Origin of the sequence: Novosphingobium clariflavum (assembly GCF_026420865.1) — a bacterium.
Classification (GTDB): domain Bacteria; phylum Pseudomonadota; class Alphaproteobacteria; order Sphingomonadales; family Sphingomonadaceae; genus Novosphingobium; species Novosphingobium clariflavum.
Genome location: NZ_JAPCWC010000001.1, coordinates 80,592 through 96,423 on the forward strand (window position 1 = coordinate 80,592; position 15,832 = coordinate 96,423).

12 protein-coding genes are annotated in these 15,832 nt (G+C 64.7%); 7 read left to right on the top strand and 5 right to left on the bottom strand.

What is annotated here, in order from left to right:
- The first annotated feature begins 33 nt into the window (after positions 1-33).
- Positions 34-1,764: a hypothetical protein gene (locus tag OKA11_RS00315; protein ID WP_267218224.1), complete on the top strand. Its 1,731-nt coding sequence runs from the start codon at positions 34-36 to the stop codon at positions 1,762-1,764.
- Between the two features lie 168 nt (positions 1,765-1,932).
- On the opposite strand, the gene OKA11_RS00320 is transcribed toward OKA11_RS00315, so the two are convergent.
- Both OKA11_RS00320 and OKA11_RS00325 read right to left on the bottom strand, forming a co-directional pair.
- Entirely contained in the window at positions 1,933-2,349 is a 417-nt protein-coding gene (locus tag OKA11_RS00320) for a hypothetical protein (RefSeq protein ID WP_267218225.1), read from the bottom strand.
- A 201-nt stretch (positions 2,350-2,550) separates the two neighbouring features.
- Positions 2,551-3,228, bottom strand: a complete 678-nt coding sequence (locus OKA11_RS00325; protein ID WP_267218226.1) for a TetR/AcrR family transcriptional regulator — start codon at positions 3,226-3,228, stop codon at positions 2,551-2,553.
- A 111-nt stretch (positions 3,229-3,339) separates the two neighbouring features.
- Here OKA11_RS00325 and OKA11_RS00330 point away from each other — a divergent pair, with 111 nt between their 5' ends.
- From OKA11_RS00330 to OKA11_RS00340, 3 genes are read left to right on the top strand one after another with little or no spacing between them, the layout of a single operon-like run.
- Positions 3,340-4,452, top strand: a complete 1,113-nt coding sequence (locus OKA11_RS00330; protein ID WP_267218227.1) for an LLM class flavin-dependent oxidoreductase — start codon at positions 3,340-3,342, stop codon at positions 4,450-4,452.
- 55 nt (positions 4,453-4,507) lie between these two features.
- Complete coding sequence (locus OKA11_RS00335) at positions 4,508-5,095, top strand: NADPH-dependent FMN reductase (RefSeq protein ID WP_267218228.1); 588 nt, start codon at positions 4,508-4,510, stop codon at positions 5,093-5,095.
- Positions 5,092-7,485 (top strand): beta-glucosidase, encoded by a 2,394-nt coding sequence (locus OKA11_RS00340; RefSeq protein WP_267218229.1) that lies wholly within the window; start codon positions 5,092-5,094, stop codon positions 7,483-7,485. The genes OKA11_RS00335 and OKA11_RS00340 overlap by 4 nt, the downstream gene beginning before the upstream one ends.
- On the opposite strand, the gene OKA11_RS00345 is transcribed toward OKA11_RS00340, so the two are convergent.
- Positions 7,465-9,627, bottom strand: a complete 2,163-nt coding sequence (locus tag OKA11_RS00345; protein WP_267218230.1) for an FUSC family protein — start codon at positions 9,625-9,627, stop codon at positions 7,465-7,467. The genes OKA11_RS00340 and OKA11_RS00345 overlap by 21 nt on opposite strands.
- A gap of 319 nt (positions 9,628-9,946) precedes the next feature.
- Here OKA11_RS00345 and OKA11_RS00350 point away from each other — a divergent pair, with 319 nt between their 5' ends.
- The gene (locus OKA11_RS00350) at positions 9,947-10,915 is read left to right on the top strand and encodes a LysR family transcriptional regulator (protein WP_267218231.1); all 969 of its coding nucleotides are present in this window, start codon (positions 9,947-9,949) and stop codon (positions 10,913-10,915) included.
- Positions 10,916-10,991: 76 nt separating this feature from the next.
- Here OKA11_RS00350 and OKA11_RS00355 read toward each other — a convergent pair whose 3' ends face one another.
- A complete protein-coding gene (locus tag OKA11_RS00355) occupies positions 10,992-12,158 on the bottom strand; it encodes a winged helix-turn-helix domain-containing protein (protein WP_267218232.1) in 1,167 nt (388 codons plus the stop codon).
- A 109-nt stretch (positions 12,159-12,267) separates the two neighbouring features.
- Here OKA11_RS00355 and OKA11_RS00360 point away from each other — a divergent pair, with 109 nt between their 5' ends.
- Complete coding sequence (locus OKA11_RS00360; protein WP_267218233.1) at positions 12,268-14,319, top strand: carbon starvation CstA family protein; 2,052 nt, start codon at positions 12,268-12,270, stop codon at positions 14,317-14,319.
- Positions 14,316-14,501 carry a YbdD/YjiX family protein gene (locus OKA11_RS00365; protein ID WP_267218234.1) on the top strand — a complete coding sequence of 62 codons (186 nt, stop codon included), beginning with the start codon at positions 14,316-14,318 and terminating at the stop codon, positions 14,499-14,501. Before OKA11_RS00360 ends, OKA11_RS00365 begins: the two co-directional genes overlap by 4 nt.
- A gap of 9 nt (positions 14,502-14,510) precedes the next feature.
- On the opposite strand, the gene OKA11_RS00370 is transcribed toward OKA11_RS00365, so the two are convergent.
- Positions 14,511-15,734: an MFS transporter gene (locus OKA11_RS00370; protein ID WP_267218235.1), complete on the bottom strand. Its 1,224-nt coding sequence runs from the start codon at positions 15,732-15,734 to the stop codon at positions 14,511-14,513.
- Positions 15,735-15,832: the final 98 nt, after the last annotated feature.

Here is a 15,832-nt window from a genome sequence, read left to right on the forward strand (position 1 = left end):
CAAAGCCCGGCGTCGTCCGGTTCGGAGGATGTCTTGTATCTCGCCACGCTCCCTGAGGATGCCTCCCAGGCCCCGCTGTCGCTGGCCGAACTGCGCGACGGGCTGTTCGCGATCGCCAGTGGACTCGACGCACGCTTCGTGGAAGCTGGCACCGCGTTGGCGCGGGCCTATGAAATCGTCGAGACCCTGATCGGCGCGCTGGAAAGCGTGACCAATGCCTTCCAGCGCGATGAGGCCGAGGCGGCCGTGGGCAACATGCGCAGCACCGCCGACCGGTTGATGCGTCTGCCGGAGATCCAGTCCGACCGGCGCGGCGCGCTTGTCGCCATCGAAAAGGCCGGCGCCGCGCTGGCCGCGCAGATCGAGCAGGTCAACCGCACGCTGAGCTTCCTGCGCATCTGCGGCCTCAACATCAAGGTGGCGGCTGCGGGGTCCGGCGACTTCTCGGGCTTTGCCGACATGATGTTCGACAAGATCGATCTCGGCGAGGCGGAAATGGCCAGTATCTCGCGCGAGATCGGCTGTCTTACCGAAGCTGTGCCCGGCATGTACGAGGTCGAGGCGCAACTGGGGGCTGAATGTGCGCGGGTCATTCCTCATATCCCGCAGCGTCTGGCGGACGATGCCGCCGGGCTCCAGCAGCACCAGTCGGCGCTTGCGGAGCGTGCGCTCAGGATCGCGGATGTTGCCCGCCAGATCCGCAACCAGGTCGGCACTGCACTCGGTGCCCTGCAGATCGGTGACATCACCCGCCAGCGGCTTGAACACGTGGCCGATGGCCTTAACGACATCGAGCTGTTCCTGAGCGAGCCTGCGGGGCTTCCCGCCGCGACCGCCGAAGTGGTGAGCGGCCACGCAGTGGCGCTTCTGGCGGCGCAGGCGGCCGATACCTTGGAAGCGTTCCAGGCCGAATCCCGTCTGCTTGCCAGCAGTCTGCGCGGTCTCGGGCCGCAGGCGGCGAGCTTGCTCGACTTGCGCGCGGCTGGCGGCGATACGGGAGGCGGAGCGAACGATGGGATGTTCCTGCGCAAGCTGGAACAGAGCGTGGAGGAAGTCGCCAGCGTCACCGAACGGTTGAGCGAAGCCGACGCGCGCTCGACCCGGCTCAGTCATGTCGCTTCGACGACCGCGGAGCATCTCGCCCAGCGTCTGGCTACCGTGCACCGGATCACCCGCGACGTGCAGCAGATGGCGTGGAACACCGATCTGAAGTGCTACAGGCTGGGTGTGGACGGGCGCGGTCTTGCCGTCGTGGCGCAGGAAATCCGTGGGTTCGCCGCCACCCTAGGGTCGATCGCCAGCGGCATCGCCCAGTCGTTCGAGGCGCTGGAACAGGCGGCAGTGGTCATGCGCGGTGCCGAGCACGAGGCCCCGGCTGACGCCGGGGTCGCGCTTTCGGAGTCGCTCGGGTGCATCCGCGACGGCGGAGAGCGCATGCAATCGGGCCTCACCGCGCTCGATCAGGGCGCCCACGCGGTAACGGAGATCATCGCGGAGACTACCGGGAAGGTCGATTGCGAGGCCGAGGTGGGAACGGCGCTCGTTGAGATCGCGGACCGGATGGCGATCCTTGGCAGCGAGAGCGAGGACATCCCTCAGGAAGGCCAGGTCATGCTGGAGGCGCTGCTGGGCACGATCGGCGCGCGCTACACGATGGCTCGCGAACGCGAAGTCCATCGCCGCTACCTTCCTGGTAGCGAAACGGAGGAACTGACGGCCACTGTCGACGGGGACGATGACGACTTCGACGACGGCTTGTTTTAGGCCGCGTGGACAAATTCAGCGGGGAGCGGAGCGACCGAGTTGGGTGGGAAGCGGACGCTGCTCCAACCACCCCGCTCATGCTGAGCTTGTCGAAGCATGGGGGCTCAGCGCTCCGCTTCGGGGCCTTCGACAAGCTCAGGCTGAGCGGGTTTAGTCTGTTTTGGGTGGTTAGGCGACGGACTGCTGATAAGGTGCGAAGGCAATGTTGCGGCAGATCGCGATAAGGTCGGCACCGTAAGATGGCACGATTACAACCATGGAGACCTCACCAGCAGCAATGCGCGCTGATTGCTTCTCAATGATCTTCGCGTGCTCTATATGGTACGGCTCTGCGGCGGACGGATGGGGCGGATCAAACAGGCGCTCAAGTCCGGAATGTTCACAAGGCGCTTGCCCAGTGACCACCTCAATCATTGAGATGACATTGCCTTGCCTGAAGTCCTGCATCTGAAGAACCTCGAGGCCTGCCAGCGTCAGGGTATATTCATCGCCAGTTGCTTGGCGCAGGAAGACCGTCGCCGTTTCGCTGCCGAGAACAATTCCTGTAAGTTCGCCATCGTGAAAGTCGGAGAATACGTGAGCCATCATCCACTCTAACGTCAGCCCAGATTTGTCCGCAACGGGGCGGAAACGGCCGCTCGAATCTGTCCACGCGCCCTAGCCGGCATGTGTCCACGCCGCCTGGTGGTTCGATGACATCGGATCGACTGCTACAAGGCTTTGTTCGCGGCCGGCGCTGTGAAATTCATGTTTCGCACATTCCCCGACGGTTGTTCGGGGGCTGCCTCAGAGATTTGTGGTGAGGTAGGCCAGGCACATTCGGCCGAGCTCTATCTTCAATTCCTTCCAGTCCTGAGGATGAACCGATTCGCCGGTCGAACCGAGGCTCAACTGCCGGGCAAGGGTGGCGAAGATGATCTGGTATGCGGCGTTGGCCTTGCGCTCCTGATCGGAGCCTCCGAACTGGTCGCGATACTCCAGCATGGCGTTGATGCCCAGCGCAGCGGCGCGATTGGCGCTCTCCCTGCCAGGTCCGGCAACCAGCGGGTCGAAGGCAGCGCGGGCCATGCTCTGGCGGAGCAGCGGTGCCTCTTCACGCAGCAGTTCGGCATAGTTTTCAACGAATGCAGGCACGACCGTCGCCAGTGAGGATGATTGCTGGCGCACGCGCTCCATCATCACGTTTTCACGCTCTTCCATGCGCTGCAAGTGGTTGCCGATGACCGCGCGGACAAGGTTCTCCTTGCTTTCGAACCGCAGGTAGATCGAGCCGATCGAGACATTGCCGGTCTGGCTGACTTCCTGGAGCGTGAATTCCTCGCTGCCACGCTCAAGCATCAGCTTTTCCGCGGCGGAAACCATGCGTTCGAGCGAGGCCTTGCTGCGTCCTTGCTGCGGTGTGCGGCTGACGGTGTCGACCGCCAGCTCTTTTTTGGCGGTCTTGGGTTTCGGGGGTGTTGACATGACAGCGACAAACAGCCTATCGAAATGCGAACGTCAATTCTAATTCAATCTTGTTTCACATGAGACCGTACGCCATCGCGGCGGCGGCGATGCCCCAAGGGAGGGGAGAAGATGCGTTTTTCCGTATTTCTGAATGCGCGTTCGCTTGGTCCGGATCAGGACCGTAAGCTGATGAAGGATCTGGAGGCCCATGCGAAGTTGGCCGCAGATCTCGATTACGACGCCATCTTCCTGCCGGATCATCACTTCAACGGGTACATGCCGGTGGCGAGCGACAGCTTCATCTTCGCCGGCTATCTTGCCGCGCAGATGCCCAAGATGCATTTCGGATTCTCGGTCGTCTCGGTGCCGCTCCACCACCCGGTGCGTCTTGCCGAGCGAATTAACATCCTCGACCAATTGACCGACGGGAAGCTGTTGGTCGGCGTCGGTTCAGGCACGACCCCGGAAGAAATGATCGGTTTTGCGGTCGACTACAAGGATGCCGGCCGCATCTCAGACACCAACCTGGCGCTGGTCGAACAGCTCTGGGCCAAGCAGATGGAAGATCCTGCCGTCGTCATCGACAACGGACCCTACAAGGGGCGTGTCCTCCAGCGGATCACGCCGTCGCCGTTCACGCCGGGCCATGCGCGGCTGATGCCGGTGGCGATGAAGGAAGCCAGTTCGCGCCGCGCGGCCGAAAACGGCTGGCCGGCCTTCATTCCCGCCTTCACCCCGCCGACGATCGGCGGCACCGAACCGTTCACCCACGTCAAGAAGTGGTTCGACATCTACAAGGGTTTCCTGCTGGAAGCCGGGCATAGCGAGGACGTGGTGAAGTCCGCGCTCGACTGGACGACGCACACCTATCAGGTCGTCCACGTGGCCGAAAGCGACGATCAGGCGCGTGAGGAACTGGAAGTGATCCTGCGCAGCTACCAGGATGCCATCGAGCGTGAAGCCGAGTTCAACGCGCGCGCCGAAAGCGACGATGCCAACAAGAAGACCGACAGGACGCCCAATGCCCTGACCGACGATTGGATTGGCACCTGGTGCCTCTATGGTTCGCCGGAGACGGTGCTGGAGCATCTTACGCCTTATGCTGAACTCGGGATCGGAAACGTGCTGTGCGGCACCACCACCGGGCCGCTGACCGAGCAGCGGCTGGCCTACGGCGATCAGACGCTGCGGCTGATGGCGGAAAAGGTGATGCCTGCGCTCAAGGCCGCAGTCCCGGCCTGAACAAGGATAGGATGGCGCGGCCCGCGAGAAGGCCGCGCCACGTGAGGAGAAAGCGATGACCGAGAATTCGACCGCCGCGCCCCGGCGGATCGTCGGGCTGGGCGGTACCTTCCGCCAGGCCTCGTCCAGCGAACGGATCGTGCGCGCAGTTCTGGCAGAATGCGCCGCAATGGGCGCCGAAACCGTGATGTTCGACGGTCCCGCGCTCGCGGCGCTGCCGCATTTCAATCCGGAGCAGGCGGAGCGTACGGCGGAAGAACTGGCGCTTGTCGAAGCGGTTCGGATGGCGGACGGTATCGTCATCGGCAGCCCCGGCTATCACGGCGGCTATTCGGGTCTCGTCAAGAATGCCATCGACTTGCTGGAAGACTTGCGCGGTGATGCCCGTGTATATTTTGATGGACGACCTGTGGGGCTGGTTGTCACGGCGGCCGGATGGCAGGCCTGTGGAACCACGCTTTCGGCACTGCGCGACGTTGTCCATGCCATGCGCGGTTGGCCGACGCCGGTAGGTGTCGGGGTCAATTCGGTCGAGCAGAGGCCGTTTGCGCCCGACGGTTCGTTGATCGACGAAGCGGTTGCGCGTGCAGTGCGCGCCCAGGCTGAGCAGATCATGGGTTTCAGGGTGGAGGCCCGGGCATGAGCGCGCTTTCTCTTTCGCAGGCCTGCGCGCTTACGGCAGGCGGGGCGATGTGGTCCTCGTGTGCGGTGCCTGAGGCGGGCATTCCCTCCTTCACGATGTCCGATGGCCCGCTTGGCATCGCCAGCGGCAAGGTGGACGAACGCGATATTGCCCTGCTTAGCCCGTGCTCGACGCTGCTTGGTGCAACCTGGGATCGCGATCTGTCCTGCCGCATTGGTGCGCTGGTCGGTAGCGAGGCCGTTTCGCGCGGCGTGGACGCCGTGCTGGCGCCCAACCTCAATCTCGCTCGCAGCCCGCTGGCAGGGCGTGCCTTCGAGTACTTTTCGGAAGATCCGGTGTTGACCGGGGTGCTCGGCGCGGAATGGGTCAAGGGCCTGCAATCGACCGGCACCGGATCGATCGCCAAGCACATGGTCTGCAACGATAGCGAGACTGCGCGCGACGAGGTTGACGTTCGTGTCGACGAGCGGACCTTGCGCGAGGTGTACCTGCTACCCTTTGAATATGCCGCAAGCGCCGGCTGTGTTGGGCTGATGGCGGCCTATAATCGCGTCAATGGAGCGTGGTGTTCGGAACAGGCCCATGTGCTGACGAAAGTGGTCAAGCAGGACTGGGGCTTCGATGGTCTCATCATGAGCGACTGGTTCGGCACCCATTCCAGCGAAGGCACGATCACTGCCGGGCTCGATCTGGAAATGCCGGGCCCTGCGCGGTTCATGGGGGAAAAGCTGGAGGCGGCGGTGGCGATGGGGACGGTCGACGCCGCGCGCGTGGAAGACGCGGCAGCGCGCGTCGCATCGGTCGCGCGCCGGATCACCGGCAACAAGTCCCAGCCGGTGTCGCCGGATGCGGCGCAGGCTCTGCTTGTGGAGGCGGCGGCTGCCGGCTTTACGCTCCTGCGTAACGAAGGGGATATGCTGCCGCTCGCTCCGGGATCGGTAAAGCGCCTGGCCGTGATCGGCCCCAACGCCTGGGCGCCGTGTTTTCAGGGCGGGACTTTCGCCAAGATCTCGATCTCGCCCGATGCGCCGACGCCGGTCGAGGTTCTGCGCGAGACGTATGGCGGCTGTTCGGAAATCCTGTTCGAGCCTGGCGTCGATCCGCAGCCGCGCCTGCCCAGCATGCGCGTTGTGCCGGCGCTGGATATCGGCGATGGCTCCACGCGCGGAATGACACTCGAATACTTTGGCGCGCCAGATTGTGCGGGTGAAGTGGTGTCGCGTGAGACACGCGACACGAATTCGCTGGTCTGGTTTGTCGGCGTGCACGATCAGGCCGATTTCACGAGGCCCGGTTCGGTGCGGGCAAGCGGGCGCTACGAAGCGACCCGTAGCGGAGCGCACAATCTGCACCTTGGCTCCACGGGTGCCGCGCGTATTGTTGTCGATGGCGTGGAAGTGCTGCGCGCGGGTGGCGAAATCCCGGCGGGTGACGTCATGGGCGTGCTCAAGCGTGGCGATTCCGATGTCGTGGCCCTGGAATTGGCCGCGGGGCAGACGGTCACGGTGACGGTCGAGTTCTCATGGGTTGGCGGGCGTGTGCAGGGGCTCTGGTACGGGTTGCGCGGTCCCGGCAGTGCGGAAGAGATGTTGCAGGCTGCTGTCGACGCCGCGCGATCGGCCGACGCGGTATTCCTGATCGTGGGGGAAACATCCGACTCCAGCGTCGAAAGCAAGGACCGTGCGGACACTTTGCTACCGGCCGAGCAACTGGCCTTGATCGACGCGGTGACGGCAGCCAATCCCCGTAGCGCGGTGATCGTCAACGTGGGCCATGCCTTCGACTGCTCCTGGGAGCACCGGACGGCCGCGCTGCTCTCGGTCTGGTATCCGGGCGAAGGCTTCGCCCGGGCGCTCGCCGATGTCCTGTCAGGTGCTCGTGAGCCCGGCGGACGCCTGCCGGTAACGATCGCGGTCAGCGAGGACGATTACCCCTCCTTCGCGCTGCACCCTGCCGATGATGGGACGCTGGCCTATTCGGAAGGCACTCTGCTGGGCTATCGCGGCCTTGTCGCCAAAGGAAAGGCGGCGCGGCATCCGTTCGGTTCCGGCGCTGGTTACGCGTGCTTTGCTTGGTCCGATGCGCGCATCGAGGACAACGTGGTAACGCTTACCGTCGCGAACGTCTCGAACCGCGACGGCAGCGACGTCGTGCAGGTCTACCGCGATCATCCCGAATGCGCGCTGGTAGGTTTCACCAAGGTAGCCCTGGCCGCCGGGGAAAGCCGCCGCGTATCGGTACCGCTGGAACCCCGCGCACTGCAACGCTGGGGCGAGGATGCGTGGGAATGCCTTGCCGGCCCCCTCGGCCTGCGAGTGGCGCGCCACAGCGAAGAGGCGGGCATGGCGCCTGAAGCAGCTGTCCCGGATCTATCCCGGGAGCACGGCTGAGCCTTCCTCCCGCTGGCGCCGCATGGCCGGGGGAGGCGGGGCGTAGGATGCCAGATTGCGCCTGAGGCTGGTAAGCGCCAGCACGCCAAGGCGGCGCTGCTCGAGATCGTCCAGCGCCGCCACTTTCGCCAGAACCAGGTCGATCGCCCGAACCAAGGCGGGATCCGGGTCGATCGGCCGGTCGTCGCGCAGCTGCGTGAAGTGCTGTTCGACGTGCTTGAGCACGACCGCGACTTGCCGGGCGCTCCACGGCGATGCACGTTCCTGGAACGTGCGAAGGTCGTGGATGGCCATGCCGATGCGGGTGTCGGCGAGGATGTCGAGCAGGGGCTGGGTAGGGTCGATCGCCAGGTATTTGAGCCGCGGCGTCAGCATCGCCACGCGGTCGATCATGCGGCCGATCCAGGCATTGAGGTCGAGGCTGTCCCTGCCCCCGGCCATGCCAGCGAGCTCGCGCCAGCCCGAACGCACGAGCCGGATCGCACTGGAGCGGGTTCCGACCGAACTGGCGAAATTGAGTACAAAGACGGCAATGCCAACCCCCACGACTTGCGCGATGGCGAAGTTGGTGAAGGTCTGGAAATTGGCGTCGTATTCCTCGTTGAGGCCTACGAGGCCAGGCAATGTCAGCATGATGCCGATGGCAAAGATCGCGGTCGAGGGGCGGGCCTGAAGGCTGCCGACGATCAGCATGACCGGTGCCAGAACGCCAACCATCGCCGGAAAGTCGCTGAGCCGGGGCATCAGCACAAAGGCGTAGAATGCGCCGATCGGCATGGCGGCAAGGGTCCCGTACAGCAGGCGGCTGGCGGTCGGTCCGGGGTTGTCGAGGTGGCTGAACAGGGCGCAGATGATGCACGCAATCACCACGGCAGTGCTGCCATCCGGCCAGGCAGTGGCGATCCACATGGCGGTGCCGATGCCCAGGGTTGCCATCGTCGCCAGCGCCGATCGCAGCGCCAGGCCATGGTCACGGTGCAGCGGCATGGCGCGGGCGTTGCGGATGGCGGCGGCGATGTTCGGTGATGGCGCGGTGGTCGGGGAAAGGATGATCGCATGCAATTCACGCGCATCGCGGTGGATACGGATCAGATCCTGCAAGCGGTCGAGCAGGCTTAGACACAGCCCGATCTCCCAGTCCCATTCGCTCTCGTCCCGCGGTTCCAGTGCATGCGCGCGGGCAATAAGCGCGTCCGCTTGGGGAATGGTCTCGGGGGCCGAGGAAAGGTCGTTCAGCCACAGGGTGATGTCGGCGATGAGGGCTGCGATATCGGGAGGCATGGCTTCAGCGGCGTGAAGCTGGCCGATGCGGTCCTCGATGCCGCTCGCCAGCGGGAGGAGCATCGAGAGCCGGTCCTGCAATACGCGCAGCACCGCGACCCGCACGGTGAAGCGGGAGAGATCGAAAGGCAACTGGACCGCGAGCTGGTGCAATTCGTGGAGATCGAGAGCGAGCCTGCGGCGGTCGCGGTCCAGCGTCACCGCGTCCTCTGCACTGTCCTGCGCGGACAGCGCATCGCGTGACCAGCGTTCGGCGTCGGTCAGGATCTGGCTGGCGCGTTCGGCCAGCTTTGCGGAGACGGTGCGCGGGAATATCAGTGCGTTGACCACGGCACTGGACCAGATGCCGATGATGATTTCCTGCACGCGCAGGCTGGCGATGTCGAAGATCGTGCCCGGGTGGCTCACGGCGGCGAAGCCGATGATGCTGGCGGTATACCCGGCGAGCAGGAACACGTAGGATCGCGGGGTGCGGTCCAGCATCGCCACATACGTGCACAATGCCAGCCAAAGGCCCAGCACCCAGGTCAGCAACTCCGGCGAGTTCACGAACTGGGGGACGAGGATGATGGCGACAAGCGCGCCGAAGACGGTCCCGATCATGCGGAAGACCGCTTTCGACAACATGGCACCGGCCAGCGGCTGGGCCACGATATAGCAGGTGATGACCGACCAGTATGGCCGGTGCAGGCCAATCCGCAGCGCGATGTAGTAGGCCAGGATCGCCGCCACGTAAGTCTTCAGCGAAAACAGGGCATCCGCCATCCCGGTCAGCGTTTCCGCCAGAATGGGACTTGGTGTGCGGGAACGCGGCAGGGCTGGCGTGGTGCTGCCTTGCAGACGCGCGGTGCCGATGGCCATGGTGTCAGACCGTCATCGGATCGATATGGCTGGATAAGGTTGCCGCCGGGGATAGGCGAGCGCCGATGCGGGGTTCAAGACAGGCAACTCTTGTTGTCTTATATCCACCGTTGCAGTCTTGGGGCATGAACATCAGCGCAGTTTAGGGGGAAGTCCGCCTGTTCGGCGGCAACCTGTCCAGGATGTGTCGGTCTCGCCGACGGCGCTGCCCTGGACCTTTCATCGAGTCGATGGAAGGACTGAGTTGAACTGACTTTATATCGCTGCGATATGGATTGGGGCGCTTGGCCAGCAACGAGCGGCTCTGGAGCGACGTGGAATGCAGAACATCGACATTCGCCAGCTGCGCTATTTTCTTGCGGTCGCCAATGAACGCAGCTTCACGCGCGCGGCGGAGCAACTGCACATGACGCAGCCGCCGCTCAGCCAGCGTATCCAGGAACTTGAGGTCTCGCTGGGATTGACCCTGTTCGAGCGCGGCACTCGCCCGCTGAAGCTCACCGAGGCGGGCAAGCTGCTCTATGAGCGGGCCAGCATGGTCATGCGCGGCATGCAGCAGCTCCAGGTCTCCATGCAGACCCTCGCGGCGCGGAAATCACCGCGCTTCGTGTTCGGGCTGGTGCCCTCGACGCTCTATGCGCGTCTGCCCGAGGTAATCCGGCAGTTTCGCGAGATCGTGCCGCAAGTCGAGATCGGCGTCACCGAAATGGGCACCGAGGAGCAGATGGCGGCGCTGAAGGATCGCCGCATCGATATCGGTTTCGACCGTATCGTTGTCGAGGATCCGGGTATCCGTCACGTGCTGGCTCGTAATGAACCGCTTGTGGTCGCGGTGGCGAAGGACCACCCGCTGGCATTGCAGGGGGCGCCGGTGGAACTGGCAAGGCTCTGCCGGGAGCCGCTGATCTTCTATCCCAGCGAGCCGCGTCCGAGTTTTGCCGACCTCGTGCTCTCGGCGTTCGTGTCCCACGGGTTGATGCCTGATCAGATCCAGGAAGTGCGGGAACTCCAGACCGGGCTGGTCATGGTGGCGGCGGGCGTCGGTGCATGCATCGTGCCGCAATCGGTGCGGCATCACGGCCGCGGTGACGTGGCATTCATCGACATCGCCGAACCGATCTCAGCGCCGCTGTTGATGCGTTTCCGGCAAGGCGACACCGCGCCGGAACTGCGCCAACTGCTGACCCTGCTCGCACGGCTCTACGAGCAATGGGGCTGGCCGATTCCCACCGAACTCGCGCGGATGCGCGCCGCTTCCGATGCGGCTGTATCGGGTCATGTTCCATAAAATTCCTGTTTTCCGCGTTCTCTGAGAAATCAGGAAGCGCCGCCCGACTGGAAGGCGGGCTGACGCATCGGCAGGCTCATGGCTTCAGCGGTGCAAGGTCCAGCCCCAACCACGCAGCCATGGTTTCGAGTTCCGCGTACAGTTCCTCTCTTGCATCTTCGGGCGCGTCGGGTTCGAAATGCGCCGATTGCACGATCAGCATTGCAGACTTGCGGTCGGCCTTGAGGTCGACCCGTGCGACCAAACGGTCGCCGAGCAGGAACGGCAGCACGTAGTAGCCGTGAAGGCGCTTTTCCGCAGGCACGTAGATCTCGATGCGGTAGCGGAAGCCGAACAGGCGCTCGGCGCGGTCGCGCTCCCAGACCAGCGGATCGAAGGGGGCCAGAAGAGCCCGGCCGTCGATGCGGCGCGGGCGGCGGGCATCGCGGTGGAGCCAGCCATGCTTTCCGCCCGCCACGGAGACCGGAATCAGCACGCCTTCCTCGGCCAGTGCATGGATCGCGGGCCGGGCTTCTTCGGGCGACTGGCGGAAGTAATCGCGCAGTTCCTTGTCGGTGGCGATACCGTGGGCGGCGGCGGCATGGGCGATGAGCGCGCGGTGGGCGTCGGCATCGGCGGGGGTGGGCAGCGCCATGACGGTGGCAGGGATCACCCGTTCGGTCAGGTCATAGAGGCGCTCGAAGCTGCCGCGCCGTGCGGCGGTGGTTATGTGACCGGCCCAGAACAGCCATTCCAGCGCGCGCTTGGTGTCGCTCCATTCCCACCAGCCGGACTGGCCCTTGTGGCTCTCGAAATCCGATGCGGCGAGCGGGCCGTCGATCCGGATGCGGTCGAGCAAGGCCATGGCCTCGGCGCGTCGTTCGGTGGCGTAGAGCCGCATCCGTCCCCAGCCTGCTTCACCGCGATCCGCCTGGCCCATGCGCCAGCGCAGCAGTGGCTGCAATTCGAACGGCAGCAGCGAGGCTTCGTGCGCCCAGTATTCGAACAGAGCGCGTTGGCGCCTGGGGCCCCAGGCCAGCGTTTCGAGATCGGCGCGATCATAAGCGCCGAGGCGCGAGAAGGCAGGCAGGTAATGCGCACGGACCAGCACGTTGACGCTGTCGATCTGGTGAAGGTGAACCTTGCCGAGCACGCGGCGCAGATCGGCCGGTTTGCGGGCGCGGGAAGGCCGGGCGCCGAAGCCCTGCGCGGCAAGGGCGATGCGCCGGGCAAGCGGGGCGCCGATCTCTTCGTATTTCGTCACCGGACGAGAGGTATGGCCAAGTCCCGTCAGTGGCAAGCAGCCGACAGGGGGTTGCAGGCTCAGCCCATTCCTGCGCAAACGGCATTTAGCGCCGATATGGGAAGAGGATATGACCGTGCATCGAATTGGCTGGATCGTCATGGCCCTGGTGGCGACCGGATCGCTGGCGGTCGTGGCCCTGTCGCGCGGGGAGACGATCAGCGCGCTGTGGATTCTGGTTGCAGCGGTCTGTTCTTTCCTTGTGGCCTATCGCTTCTATGCGCGCTTCATCGCCCGCAAGGTCATGCGCCTCGATGCGGGACGGGCGACCCCAGCTGTCTACCGTGCCGACGGGCTGGACTATGTGGCGACCGACAAGCGGGTACTGTTCGGGCACCACTTTGCCGCTATCGCCGGGGCCGGACCGCTGGTGGGGCCGGTGCTGGCCGTACAGATGGGCTATCTGCCGGGCACGCTGTGGATCATCGTGGGCGTGGTGCTGGCCGGTGCCGTGCAGGATTTCATGGTGCTGTTCATCTCGATGCGCCGCGAGGGGCGCTCGCTGGGGGAACTGGTGCGCATGGAAATGGGCCAGGCGGCGGGCGTGATCGCGCTCTTCGGGGCCTTCCTCATCATGATCATCATCCTGGCGGTGCTGGCACTGATTGTCGTCAAGGCGCTGGCGGCCAGCCCATGGGGCCTGTTCACCGTGGCGGCAACCGTGCCCCTGGCGCTGGCGATGGGCGGCTACACTCGGTGGATCAGGCCCGGGCGGATCGGCGAAGTCTCGGTGCTGGGCCTGATTGGCCTGATCGCGGCGCTGGTTTGCGGGCAGTGGGTGGCACAGTCGCCGTTCTGGGGGCCGCTGTTCACACTGACACCGATTCAACTGTGCTGGATCCTGATCGGTTATGGCGCGGTCGCCTCGGTGCTGCCGGTCTGGCTGCTGCTGGCTCCGCGCGACTATCTCTCGACCTTCCTCAAGATCGGCGCGATCGCGGCGCTGGCGGTGGGTATCGTCATCATGGCGCCTGCGCTGCGCATGCCTTCAGTAACGGCATTCGCGGCGGACGGCGGCCCGGTCTGGGCGGGATCGCTGTTCCCGTTCCTGTTCATCACCATCGCCTGCGGGGCGGTATCCGGGTTCCACGCGCTGATCGCCAGCGGCACGACGCCCAAGCTGATCGCCACCGAGGCCGATGCGCCGATGATCGGCTATGGTGCGATGCTGATGGAGGCGTTCGTGGCGATCATGGCGCTGATCGGCGCTTCGATCCTCGATCCCGGCATCTATTTCGCGATGAACAGCCCTGCTGCGGTGATCGGGACCGAGCCGCATCAGGTGGCGCAGGCGGTGACCGCGATGGGGTATCCGCTGTCCGCCGACACGCTGGTGCAGACCGCGCGCGATCTGGGGGAGCACACGGTCATTTCACGCGCGGGCGGGGCGCCAACCCTGGCTGTCGCCATGGCCGAGATCTTCTCGCATGTTGTCGGCGGGCCGGCGATGAAGGCGTTCTGGTACCACTTCGCGATCCTGTTCGAGGCGCTGTTCATCCTTACCGCGGTTGACGCGGGCACCCGCGCGGGAAGGTTCATGCTACAGGACCTGATTGCCATCGCCGCGCCGCGTTTTGGCAAGAACGAAGGGGTGGTGCCCGGGCTTGTCGCGACGGGGCTTTGCGTGGCGGCCTGGGGGTTTTTCCTCCATCAGGGCGTCTCCGATCCGTTGGGCGGGGTGAACACGCTCTGGCCGGTCTTCGGTATCGCCAACCAGATGCTGGCGGCGATCGCCCTGATGCTGGGGACGGTGGTGCTGTTCCGCATGAAGCGTGATCGCTATGTCTGGGTGACGGCGCTCCCGGCGGCATGGCTGCTGCTGTGCACGGGCACGGCGGGCTGGCTAAAGCTGTTTGCAGCCGATCCCAAGGTGGGCTTCCTGGCTCATGCCGCCCGGTTCGAGGCGGCGGCGGACAGGGGGCAGGTGCTGGCGCCGGCAAAGTCATTGTCGGAAATGCGGCAGGTGATCCTCAATGACCGCATCGATGCCGCCCTTGTCGCGGTGTTCCTGGCGGTGGTCCTTGCCTTGCTGGCGTTCAGCCTGCGCAGCGTCCTTGCGGCGCGTCGCAGCGCGGTGCCGACTGCCTGCGAGGTGATCGGCGAAACGGTGGCGGCGGCATGAGCGATCCTCTCGCCACGCTGCGCAAGGCGCTGCACCTGATGGTCGGAATGCCCGATTACGCGGATTACGTCAGGCACATGCAGGCCCATCACCCCGACCGCCCGGTCATGGACCGGAGGGCCTTTTTTCGTGATCGGCAGCAGGCCCGCTATGGAGGAAGGAACGGCGGGCGCTGCTGCTGAGGCTCTGGATCAGGCCGGGTTCGGGGCTCCGTGCGGCGTCTTGCCCCGCGCGATGCCCATGCCGAGTGCGGCCAGTGCCACTATCAGCGACGCGGTGCCCGCCGTCACGAAAGCGCCTTGCATGGAGCCGGTCGCGCCGCTGGCCTGGTGGACGAGTGCGGGCGATATGAACTGGCCGAAGAAGAATGAGCCGGTCCAGATGCCCATGCCCCGGCCGCGATGCTCGAAGGGGAACTTGGTCTGGGCCCAAGCAATTAGCGAGGGCACGGCCATGCCGGCGCCGGTCTGCTGGATGGCGAGGCCGACGATCATCTCGCCGGGGTTGCGAGCCAGGCCGATGGCGGCAAGGCCTATCCCGAGGATGGCGAGGAAAGCACCCAGTTGCACACCGTTGGAACGGCCCGACAGGATGCGGAACAGCAGCGCGCCGAGGATGACGAACAAGCTCGGCAGGAAGCTCATCTTGGCGACGGCGGCAGGATCGGTCACGCCCACTTCGCCGAAGGCGATGCTGCCGTTGACGATGAAGACATAATACTGCGCCGCCGAAAACAGCGTCAGCGCGCCGACACCCAGCGCGGCGCCGAGCGGGAATCGGGCCTTTTCGCCCGCCGGGGCGGTTGGCGCTTCGTCATGCGTGGCACGGCCTTGGGGTTCGTAGAGGAACACCAGCATCGCCAGATAGATCGGGAAAGCGACGAGGTAGACGAGGAAGCCGCCGTTCCAGCGTACCGAGGCGACAAGGCCGGACATCAGGATCACGCCCGAGGCCAGGAACGGCCCGATCACGCCTTGCAGAAACAGCCAGTTGCGGCGGCTTTCGTTATCCCAGTAGTCGCCGATCAGGGTGTTTACGATCGTGAGGATGCCCGCCTCGCACACGCCCAGCGCCAGACGGCTGGCGAAGATGTGGTTCAGGTCGTCGAGGAAGAACGGCAGGGTGCCGAACAGCCCGTAGAAGAACGTGCAGATCAGCAGCAGTCTCCGCCGCCCGAAGGTGTCCACGAACCAGCCCGCGAACGGTGCCAGGATCGCGATGGTAAGGCCCGGCGCGGTGACCATCAGAGGCACTTTTGCCGCTGCATCCGGGTCCGTATTGAAGTGAGCAATCATCGACGCCACGATCGGGAACATCGACACGATCGCGAAGATCGGAAGGAATGCCGCGATGACGATCGTCATGCCCTGCGGCTTCATGGTGAGCTTTCTGAAGAATCGGGAAACCGGGTTCATGCCTCTCCGCCCGTGCCGCTGTCTGGCACTTAATTAGAATTTGCATTCCTGTTTGTTATCGGCGAATTTGATCGCGGTCAATGCAATCGAAGGCCTTG